The 9,480-nt window shown below is 34.4% G+C and carries 10 protein-coding genes; 9 read left to right on the forward strand and 1 reads right to left on the reverse strand.

Annotation, left to right across the window (positions count from 1 at the left end):
- The 9 genes from FI695_07890 to thyX all read left to right on the forward strand — a co-directional run.
- The coding region (locus tag FI695_07890; protein ID MQG51876.1) for an alpha-hydroxy-acid oxidizing protein at window positions 1–367 on the forward strand (367 nt) is incomplete at its 5' end.
- Between the two features lie 126 nt (window positions 368–493).
- Complete coding sequence (locus FI695_07895; GenBank protein ID MQG51877.1) at window positions 494–1,186, forward strand: PHP domain-containing protein; 693 nt, start codon at window positions 494–496, stop codon at window positions 1,184–1,186.
- 18 nt (window positions 1,187–1,204) lie between these two features.
- Window positions 1,205–2,320, forward strand: coding sequence for a hypothetical protein (locus tag FI695_07900; GenBank protein ID MQG51878.1), 1,116 nt, complete (start codon window positions 1,205–1,207; stop codon window positions 2,318–2,320).
- Window positions 2,321–2,517: 197 nt separating this feature from the next.
- Window positions 2,518–3,945 carry a dihydrolipoyl dehydrogenase gene (gene lpdA, locus FI695_07905; GenBank protein ID MQG51879.1) on the forward strand — a complete coding sequence of 476 codons (1,428 nt, stop codon included), beginning with the start codon at window positions 2,518–2,520 and terminating at the stop codon, window positions 3,943–3,945.
- A 23-nt stretch (window positions 3,946–3,968) separates the two neighbouring features.
- Entirely contained in the window at window positions 3,969–4,964 is a 996-nt protein-coding gene (gene pdhA / locus FI695_07910) for a pyruvate dehydrogenase (acetyl-transferring) E1 component subunit alpha (protein MQG51880.1), read from the forward strand.
- Between the two features lie 9 nt (window positions 4,965–4,973).
- Window positions 4,974–5,954: an alpha-ketoacid dehydrogenase subunit beta gene (locus FI695_07915; GenBank protein MQG51881.1), complete on the forward strand. Its 981-nt coding sequence runs from the start codon at window positions 4,974–4,976 to the stop codon at window positions 5,952–5,954.
- Between the two features lie 19 nt (window positions 5,955–5,973).
- Window positions 5,974–7,218 (forward strand): 2-oxo acid dehydrogenase subunit E2, encoded by a 1,245-nt coding sequence (locus FI695_07920; protein MQG51882.1) that lies wholly within the window; start codon window positions 5,974–5,976, stop codon window positions 7,216–7,218.
- Between the two features lies 1 nt (window position 7,219).
- Complete coding sequence (locus FI695_07925) at window positions 7,220–8,050, forward strand: aldo/keto reductase (protein ID MQG51883.1); 831 nt, start codon at window positions 7,220–7,222, stop codon at window positions 8,048–8,050.
- 13 nt (window positions 8,051–8,063) lie between these two features.
- Complete coding sequence (gene thyX / locus FI695_07930; protein ID MQG51884.1) at window positions 8,064–8,723, forward strand: FAD-dependent thymidylate synthase; 660 nt, start codon at window positions 8,064–8,066, stop codon at window positions 8,721–8,723.
- Between the two features lie 185 nt (window positions 8,724–8,908).
- Here thyX and FI695_07935 read toward each other — a convergent pair whose 3' ends face one another.
- Window positions 8,909–9,340: a hypothetical protein gene (locus tag FI695_07935; GenBank protein MQG51885.1), complete on the reverse strand. Its 432-nt coding sequence runs from the start codon at window positions 9,338–9,340 to the stop codon at window positions 8,909–8,911.
- Window positions 9,341–9,480 lie beyond the last annotated feature (140 nt).

The raw sequence follows: 9,480 nt of genomic DNA on the forward strand, positions 1-9,480 counted from the left end.
TGCAAAAAAAGCTGTGGACATAGGTGCTGATGCTATAATGCTTAGCAATCATGGAGGACGCCAACTAGATGGATCACGCTCGCCTTTTGATCAATTACAAGAAATTGTTGATGCGGTTGGGGATAAAATTGATGTTATTTGCGATGGTGGAATTAGGAGAGGCACTCACATCCTCAAGGCATTAAGTTTGGGTGCAAAAGCCTGTAGTGGAGGAAGATTATATTTATATGCATTGGCAGCTGGTGGTCAACGTGGGGTGGAGAAGACCCTGAATAATTTAAAAAATGAAATTGAAAGAGATATGAAATTGATGGGTTGTAATACGCTCAGTGATCTTTCAAGGGACAATATAAGATATAGGAACTAGAAATTTTCCAAGTTTCTAACCACTGTAGTATTTGTTTATTGCTTATAATCTTTAGTAATAGTAAAATTGCTTGGTGTGTTTTTTTTACATATACCTAAAACATTTCAAAACTAATAAAGGCACTTAATGAACATAGATATGCACGTCCATACCTCTTATGGTAGTAGTGATAGTAACTTGTCTCTAGATGAATTACATAATAAATCTAAAATTCTTAACATTGATGCAGTTTGTTTAACAGAACACGGTGGTCCGTGGAGCTTGCAATCAATAACACAAGCACAGCAAAAAATGGATAATTTAAAATTGTTGAATGCAATGGAGATTGAGACCGAAGTAGGTCATATAACTGCATTTGGATTTACACAATATATTTCCGGTATGAGAAATCCTGAAAGTTTAAGACAAATTGCTGATAAAGAAGGAGCTTTTATCGTTTTAGCACATCCCTTTAGAAATTTTACACAAAAGCCACCATATAACAATAATAATCTTTTATTCAAAGATTACAAAATCAAACCTGAAACTGTTGAAGATGTAGCAAAACATCCTATATTTGAGTTAGTTGATGCCATTGAAGTTCTCAATGGAGGAACCACATTACGAGAGAATTTATGGGCATGGGACATTGCAGAATATCTAGGTAAGCCAAAGATTGGGGGTAGCGATGCCCATTCATTTAATGGTGTTGGTAGATATATGACTGTATTTGAAGAAGAAATTGATAGTGTTGAGTCTTTATTGTATAGTTTACGCAATAATAATTATTATCCTGCTCAATTGGATGATAATAATAAGGTTGTACCTTTTCGTAGATAATTTCCTTTGGAGGTTGAAATGCTTAACTATTCTCCCTTAGTTCTTATATGCATTGATGGATTTGATCCTGTGTATTTTGATGCAATAGAAACTCCCAACATGGATCGAATGATTGAAAATGGCTTTTACACTGTCGGTAAATCTATGTGGCCTTCAGTGACTAATGTAAATAATGTATCGATAATAACTGGTCAATACCCTAGTGTTCATGGTATTTGTTCTAACTATAGATACATCCAAGAAACCAAAGAAGAAGTTTATATGGAATCGGGGGAATATATATTGGCCCCTACTATATTTTCCATGTGTAAAAATAAAAACATAACAACTGTACTTTCCACATCAAAAGATAAACTGAGAAGGCTACTTGGAGACGATGCAACACATGTTAGTTCAGCTGAAAAGCCTGATAAATGGGTGGTCGATATTTTGGGGGATCCACCTTCTATTTATTCTTTAGAATGTAATGGATGGACTATTAATGCAGCTGAGTTAGCTATGGATAAATACAAACCTGAATTTGTATATATTACAACAACTGATTGGGCGCATCATAAATTCCCACCAGAATCAATCGAAGCTAAAACACATATTAGTATCATAGATACTGCTGTGGGGAATATTATGAATAAATTTCCAGAAGCAACTATTATGCTTAGTGCAGATCATGGCATGTCAAGAAAGACAAATTTGATTGATTTAGGAAAAATTCTCAAAGAAAATGGAATTGATAATCTTGCCGTTCCGATAATAAAAGATGAACACGTTGTCCATCATTCTAACCTGGGAGGGGCATATTTTATCTATCTAGATGACTCTGTAGTATCAAAATCTATAGATTTACTGAATGCATTAGAAGGGGTTGATTTAGCAATGACATCTGAGGAAGCAGTAACAAAATATAACCTACGTCTTGAACGAATAGGTCAAGTCATAGTTACTGCAGATAAGGATACAGTATTTGGTGATACCAATTTGGTTGAAATGCCAGGCGATTTACGATCACATGGTTCAGAACACGAACAAAACATCCCAATTATTGGATATAATCTAAAAGATACTAATTATACATTTACAGAGAATCGCCATATGGGGACATATGTTATCGAACAGTTAGGTTTATTGAATAAATAAATTTTATCAATTCTTAACCAATTGTCCGTTAATAAATATTTTTTCAATTAATTTGTTTTATATCTAAATATCTTCGCGTTATCGATAGTTTCTTTCTTATCCATAGAAATATTCTATACTTAATCAAAATATGCTTGATGTCTTTAATCATTACATATTATTCTGGCAAAAAGATAAGCATAAATAAGGATTAGTATATGGCAGATTATGATATAACGGTTATTGGAGCCGGTCCAGGCGGATATGTTGCTGCTATACGTGCAGCTCAATTAGGCTACAAAACTGCTTTAATCGAAAAATCAGAAATCGGTGGGACTTGTTTAAATTGGGGGTGTATTCCTAGTAAAGCATTATTGAAAAATGCAGAAGTACTTGATCTCATCAAAGAATCAAAACTTTATGGCATTAATATAGATTCATATGTTGCTGATTACGAAATAGGGTATAACCGTAGCCGTGAAGTTGTCGATAAACTAGTGAATGGTATCAACCATCTCTTAAGAAAAAACAAAGTTGATGTTATTAATGGTTCTGCAAGATTTACATCAAAAACCTCATTGTTGGTAGATATTACTGATCCTAAAGAAAATGTTGGCGAAAGAGTACAATCTGCTGATGAATTTCCAATTGAATCAAAAAATATAATTATTGCTACAGGTGGTATTCCAAGAGAATTACCTCAAGCTCCATTTGATGGAGATAAAATACTTAATAGTAAACAAATATTAGAAATGAATAAACTTCCTAAGTCTTTGGGTATTATTGGTGCCGGACCTATTGGAGTAGAATTTGCCTCATTATTTAATTCATATGGAGTTGATGTTACTCTCATAGAAATGCTACCTAATGTAGTACCGAATGAAGATACAGAAATAAGTACAACTCTAAATTCTTCTTTCTCTAAACGTGGAATAAAGATTCTTACTGAAACTAACTTAGATTCTGTAAAAACAACCGCCAAAAATGTATCAGTTCAACTTACAGGGCAAGGTGATGAAAAAATACACCTAAAGTTTGACAAAATTCTAGTAGCAATTGGTATTACACCTGCCACAAATGCTTTAGGGATAGATTCTTTAGGTATTGAATTAAATAAGGGCTGGATCAATGTTGATTCTTCAATGAAAACTAATATACAGAATGTTTTTGCAATAGGTGATGTTACTGGTGTTTTACCCTTAGCTCACGTTGCACAGTCTCAAGCAGTATTAGCAGTTGAGAGAATCCATGGCGATAGTGTTCCAGATATTAATTATATCAATATGCCAAAAGCTACATATTGTAACCCTCAAATTGCAAGCTTTGGGCTAAGTGAAGATCGAGCTAAAAATGAAGGCTATGATGTGAAAGTTGGTAAATTCCCGTTTTTGGCAAGCGGTAAAGCTATTGCATCTTCACATACAGAAGGTTTTTGTAAAATAGTCGTTGACTCAGAATATGGAGAAATATTAGGCGTTCATCTCATTGGACCAGAAGTAACAGAATTACTAGCTGAATTATCAATGGTACAAGCATTAGAAGGTACTGTTGATGAATTAGCTTTGCTAACTCATGCACACCCAACCCTGTCAGAAACACTAAAAGAAGCTGCACTGGCAGCGCTAGGGAACCCAATACATATTTAGTTTGCTGGGTAAAGGAGGAAATTATGGCACTTAAAAATAAAGCTGTAAGTAGGAAAACTTCTAAATCTGAATATTTTGAATTACTAGAAAAAATGATATTAATTCGTTTGTTTGAAGATAGATGCTCTGAACATTATTCAAGGGGTAATATAAAAGGATTTCTTCATTTATATACCGGAGAAGAAGCTATTGCAGTAGGAGCAATTTCATGTTTAGAAAAAGAAGACTATGTTATTACGCATTATCGAGATCATGGACATGCACTTGCTAGAGGAATCGAAGCAAAATATGCAATGGCTGAACTTTTTGGGAAATCCACAGGAACTACTGGTGGAATAGGCGGGTCGATGCATATATTTGACGCAACGAAGAATTTTGCAGGCGGTCATGCAATAGTTGGTGGACAATTACCAATTGGAGTAGGCTTAGCCTATGCAGCTAAATATAAAAACACTGGAGCTGTCACCCTTTGTTTCCTTGGGGATGGTGCAATAAACGAGGGAGAGTTTCATGAATCTATGAATTTAGCTGCCTTGTGGGATCTACCTATAGTTTTTATCTGTGAAAACAACTTATATGGAATGGGTGTTCCTGTCGAAGAAGCTATAGCTAAAAAAGATATTTTTGAAATTGGTCATGCATATGATATGCCATGTTCTCGCGTAGATGGCATGAATGTTTTAGAAGTAAAAAAAGTTACTGATAAAATTATTAAAGATGTTCGAAATGGCAAAGGCCCATATTTCCTTGAAGCTCAAACATATAGGTTTCGTGGTCACTCAATGGCTGACCCTTCTATGTATAGAGGTTCTGCAGAGGAAGAATTATGGAAACTGCGAGATCCAATTAATTTGCATTGGTCTTGGTTAAAAGAAAATGGTTATGCCAAAGATGAAATAGACGGAATATATGAAAAGATGAATGCAGTTATGGATCATGCAGTCCAATTTGCTACAGAAAGTGAATTTCCCACTATAGATGATTTATATAAAAACATCTATTTTGAAAACGCTGGTTAGGAGGTTTTTATGCCTAATGTTTTAACCTATAGAGAAGCATTAACTCAAGGTATTCGTGAAGCTCTCATAGATAATGATGACTGTTTTTTAATGGGAGAAGATGTTGGAGCTTATGGTGGTGCATATGCAGTAAGTAAAGGCCTTTTGGAAGAATTTGGTCCTAAACGAATTGTTGATAGTCCATTATCAGAATCAGCGATCGTAGGCCTAGGTACTGGTTCTTCTATGGTCGGTTTAAAACCAATCATTGAAATAATGACGATTAACTTTTTATTAGTGGCTTTAGATCAACTAGTAAATCACGCTGCTAAAATTCGATACATGTCAGCAAATCAGTATGCAGCTCCATTCATGGTAAGAACAGTAACTGGAGGAGGAGCACAATTAGGTGCAACACATTCACAATGTTTTGAACCTTGGCTTGCTAGTGTCCCTGGACTTAAAGTAGTAGCGCCTTCATCCCCTTACGATGCATTAGGGCTATTTCGGTCTGCAATAAAAGAAAATGACCCTATAGTTTTTGTTGAACATATTTTATTGTATGGATCAAAGGGAATTGTAGATGAAGATTATTATGAAATACCGATCGGTAAGGCTAATGTTGTACGATCAGGTGATAATTTGACGTTAGTTGCATATTCCAAGATGGTGCCACTATGTTTAGAGGTTGCAAACACACTAGAGGATCAAGGAATAGATGTAGAAGTTATAGATCTGAGATCTCTTCGCCCTTGGGATAAAGAAACAGTTATAAATTCAGTGAATAAGACAAACAGATTAGTTGTTGTGGAGGAAGCTTGGAGATCTGGCGGATTTGGTGCTGAGATAGCGAGTACCATCCAAGAAGAAGCTTTTGATTCCTTAGACGGTCCAATAGGGCGTGTTGGTGGCCTTGAGGTCCCAATGCCATATACAAGCGTACTGGAGTCTCAAGTAATCCCTAGTAAAGATCGTATAATTGAATATATACATCAAAATCTAAATACATAATAGCAATTGGAGTAAAGCAATGTCCGATAATATTGTTATGCCGCAAATGGGTTACGATATGAAAGAAGGCACCCTGGTACGATGGCTTGTAAAAGAAGGTTCATCTTTAAAACGAGGAGACCCCATCGCTGAGATAGAAACTGATAAAGCCGTTGTTGAAATTGAAAGCTATTTCACAGGATTCATCGGGAAAATCTTGGTTAATGAAGGCGAATCAGCAGAAGTAGGTAGTTCGATTGCTGTTGTTGTAAAAGATATGAACGAATCTGTGACAGATTCTACTAGTACAACAAATACAGTATCTGAAAAGTCTATTCCAAAAGTTGACGAAAAGAATATTAGCCAAAATACTCCGATTGAACAACCTTCTGTTAATGTTCCTATTGTTGATCAGCCTTTATCAGAAAAAATTAAAATTAGTCCGGTAGCGGAAAAACTTGCTCTAGAACAAGGTATAGATTTAAACAAAATTAATGGGACAGGCCCAGGTGGACGTATTACTAAAGCTGATATTGAGGCACAATCTTCTAATAATAAATTAACAGAACAACCATTGGTTAAAACTCCACCACAAACTGTGTTACCTGGCCAGAACATACCTTTATCGACAACACGTTCTGCCATTGCAAGAATAACATCACAATCCAAAAATGGTATCCCACATTTCTATGTTAGTATGTCAATCGATATGACTGACGCACTAGTTATGCGTCAACAATATGGAAAACTTTATCCAAATTCTGGCATTACAGTAAATTCATTAGTATTGATGGCTGTAAAATTATCACTTATTGATTATCCGATATTTAATTCTTCGTTTCGTGATGACCATATAGAGGTTAAGCCAGACATTAATTTAGGTATAGCTATTTCAGTTGACGATGGCCTTATAGTTCCTGCTATTACACAAGCTCAAGACTTATCAATTATTGAAATTTCATCTGCAGCACGTGACCTTGCAAAAAGAGCTAAAGAAGGGAAATTGAGACAAGAAGAGTATTCAGGGACATTTAGTGTTAGTAATTTAGGGATGTTTGCTGTAGACGATTTTAATGCAATCATTCTACCGCCACAAGTGGGAGTCCTTGCTGTAAGTTCTGTGATAAAGCGACCTGTAGTTGTTGATGATAAAATTGTAATTCGTGAAATTATGAACGTTCAATTATCCTCAGATCATCGAGTGATAGATGGAGTAGATGCAGCAAAGTTTGCAAAACAAATAAAAGATTATCTTGAAATGCCTATTTCTTTATTTGTATCTTAGTATGAAAAGTCAAATTTTAAAAAGACGTTTGGGTAGAACCAATTTACAGGTTACTGAACTTGGATTTGGTGCCATGGATACACCTCAAGCCCCAGAAGGGAAAGATACATTGCTTTCAGCTATAAATTTGGGGATTAATTTTATTGATACTGCTCGTATATATGATGGTAGTGAATTTTTAATAGGTCAAATACTTTCTTCTATTAATCGTGATGATTTAATAATTGCCTCTAAGACTATTAATAGAACTCGTGATGGTGTACAACACGATGTAGATAGAAGCTTAAGTTTGATGAATTTAGATAGTATAGATTTGTATCAATTAGATGATGTCGCAATGGAAGATTGGGATTTTATCATACAAGAAAATGGAGCTTTAGAAGGATTAAAAATTGCAAAATATCGGGGTTTGATAAATCATATTGGAATTTCTTCTCATGATTTATCTCTTCTTAATGTTGCAATAGAATCAAAGCTTTTTGATACGGTAATGATAGAATACTCTGCTTTTTATTCTGAAACATATAATTTAACCAAGAAGGCAAATCAAAATGATATTGGTGTAATTGCCATGCGCCCACTTGGTGGTTCTGGAAGAATGACTACCCTTCGTACAGTTATGGAGAGGAATCCTGCCTTTGGTAGCATTTCTCCATCGAATCTTTTAGAATTTGTTTTATCCAACCCAAATATTGCGGTTTCAATTGTAGGATCTCGGTATCCTGATAGAGTAAAATCTAATGTGGAAACTGTTTTAGATTATAAACACTTAAATGAATACGAAAAAGAAGCATGTAAACAAGCTGCTAGTAAATTATTTGAACTTTTATAATTAAGGAGATTTGATGCAAGTTAGACTAGTAAGTTATTCTCAACCAACTGAAGACTTTAGTAAAGATGGTGTTGATAACGCTCAAGAATTAATTGCTTATTGTGCAAAAGTTTCAAATCCTTCAAACCAGATAAATAAAGAAACAAGCGAAAGATTAATTCGATATCTAATTAAGAATGCTCATTGGTCACCTTTAGAAATGGTGAATGCTTGTTTGGAAGTAGAAACCACTCGTGATATTGCTAGACAAATGTTACGACATAGAAGTTTTAGTTTTCAGGAATTTAGCCAAAGATATGCTAATCCTACTAAAGACTTAGATTTTATTTTACGAGAAGCTCGGCTTCAAGATCCCAAAAATCGACAAAATTCTATAGAAGTTAATGATCATGATCTGCAGTCAAAATGGAATGAATTACAAAATGATGTTATTGATAAGGCTAAAATTGCTTATAAATGGGCAATCGATAATGGTATTGCGAAAGAACAAGCTCGAGTTGTTTTACCTGAAGGTAATACAATTAGCCGACTTTATATAAATGGTACGTTAAGAAGTTGGATTCACTACATTGATTTAAGAAGTGCTCATGGAACTCAAAAGGAACATACTGAAATTGCTAAGGCTTGTGCAGAAGTAATAGCACAGATTTTCCCAATGGCTCAAAGTATATAAAACTCAAAGATGATTGTAAAAAGTCTATAATAGTTAATAATCAGAACAATCTCTAGTGTAGCCACAGTTTTGACATTTTATTTTGCAATGTATTGCTAACATCGAAGACTTACATATGTCGCAGACATAATACCTAATATTCGGATTGGTAGAATCAATATTTTTTTCTTTAGGTCTTGTATTATTTATCCCCATTTTTTACCAACTTCAGAGGGTTGCTTAAGTTCGTGTGTTATTACTCGATCAATTAAACGGCCATCTTCATCCACCGAAACTGCTTCAGTAACAATATATGTTTTTCCACGTTTTTTGTACTTATCAGCTATCCATGATTTAACAGTTAATTTTTTTCCAAGAATAGGAGTGTTATAACAATAAAACGAACATCTAGCATTTACTGAACCATTGTCTTTATATTTTTTGTTATATTGTTTTGTATCGACTTTTTGGGCAACAGTAGGGAAGGCTGCCTCAGAATCCATTACACCTTTTCTGAATTGATTAAGCATGTTTTCAGTGTAGATATATTCCCATGTATCAAATGTTTCTCCAATTTCAAGCTTATCCCAGTCGAGCAAAATTTTGTTATTATCTTCAGAAACTTTATTTAATGCCATATTAATTCCTCCTGAATATAAATTTAAACATTTTAATCTTGACGATTTGTAGTTTGAATTAGGATAACTATTAATAGTATATTTATATTGGTATAATAATACATAATGTAAAATGATGGTGCAATTTGGATATAGTATTT

It is taken from the genome of SAR202 cluster bacterium (assembly GCA_009392515.1).
Lineage (GTDB): Bacteria > Chloroflexota > Dehalococcoidia > Lucifugimonadales > UBA6952 > UBA6952.

Excerpts from the sequence above, each read along its gene's own strand:
- FI695_07895 (MQG51877.1), top strand. The coding sequence starts at position 494 with ATGAACATAGATATGCACGTCCATACCTCTTATGGTAGTAGTGATAGT.
- FI695_07900 (MQG51878.1), top strand. The coding sequence starts at position 1,205 with ATGCTTAACTATTCTCCCTTAGTTCTTATATGCATTGATGGATTTGAT.
- lpdA (MQG51879.1), top strand. The coding sequence starts at position 2,518 with ATGGCAGATTATGATATAACGGTTATTGGAGCCGGTCCAGGCGGATAT.
- pdhA (MQG51880.1), top strand. The coding sequence starts at position 3,969 with ATGGCACTTAAAAATAAAGCTGTAAGTAGGAAAACTTCTAAATCTGAA.
- FI695_07915 (MQG51881.1), top strand. The coding sequence starts at position 4,974 with ATGCCTAATGTTTTAACCTATAGAGAAGCATTAACTCAAGGTATTCGT.
- FI695_07920 (MQG51882.1), top strand. The coding sequence starts at position 5,974 with ATGTCCGATAATATTGTTATGCCGCAAATGGGTTACGATATGAAAGAA.
- FI695_07925 (MQG51883.1), top strand. The coding sequence starts at position 7,220 with ATGAAAAGTCAAATTTTAAAAAGACGTTTGGGTAGAACCAATTTACAG.
- thyX (MQG51884.1), top strand. The coding sequence starts at position 8,064 with ATGCAAGTTAGACTAGTAAGTTATTCTCAACCAACTGAAGACTTTAGT.
- FI695_07935 (MQG51885.1), bottom strand. The coding sequence starts at position 9,340 with ATGGCATTAAATAAAGTTTCTGAAGATAATAACAAAATTTTGCTCGAC.